A 574-nucleotide genomic window follows, 5' to 3' on the forward strand; every position below is an offset into this window, starting at 1 on the left:
CGATAACTTCAATTCAAACCTGGATAAATTTTCTGGCGACATTCCTAACTCACAACCAGCAGGCAGGGCTCCCGCCGGGAAATAATGCGAGGATTCTATTTTAATTCGTTTATTCAGTTTATGAATTAGACTCGTTTCTTTTTCTTCTTCTTTGCTTTCGCTTGCCTTTAAAATTTTAAGGCACTCATCATCAAATTTCTCTTGTAAATTATACAATACACCATCACTTCCTCTTAAAATTACACCGTTAAGATTAGTTAACTCTTCCATTTCTATGCTCTTGTTTTTCTGAATTAACCACATAACATCTATGTATTCAGATCCTAACATTGACAACTCAAAAACATTACCTTCAAGATATTCTATGTCCCCATACTCCCACTCAACTCTACATACGGAGTTACAGTAATATTCAAAGCTTTTCTGCGCCTCTGACAATTCATTACCCGAAGTACTTTTCAGAAATAAATTATATGACTTCATAATATAATCATTTTCTGCCTTTAAATATTCCTCACCATCCTTTGGGTGATTGTCTCCAAAGAACAGGTTTTCAAAGTCAAATGATTTTTTT

Annotated in this window: 1 protein-coding gene; it reads right to left on the reverse strand. The window is 34.1% G+C overall.

Going from position 1 to position 574, the window contains the following annotated elements; all coding sequences use genetic code 11:
* Positions 1 to 574: hypothetical protein (locus CWM53_RS30980; RefSeq protein WP_165785068.1), on the reverse strand; the 574-nt coding region annotated here is incomplete at both ends.

This window comes from Klebsiella sp. A-Nf5, from assembly GCF_002810545.1.
GTDB classification, from domain to species: domain Bacteria; phylum Pseudomonadota; class Gammaproteobacteria; order Enterobacterales; family Enterobacteriaceae; genus Klebsiella; species Klebsiella variicola.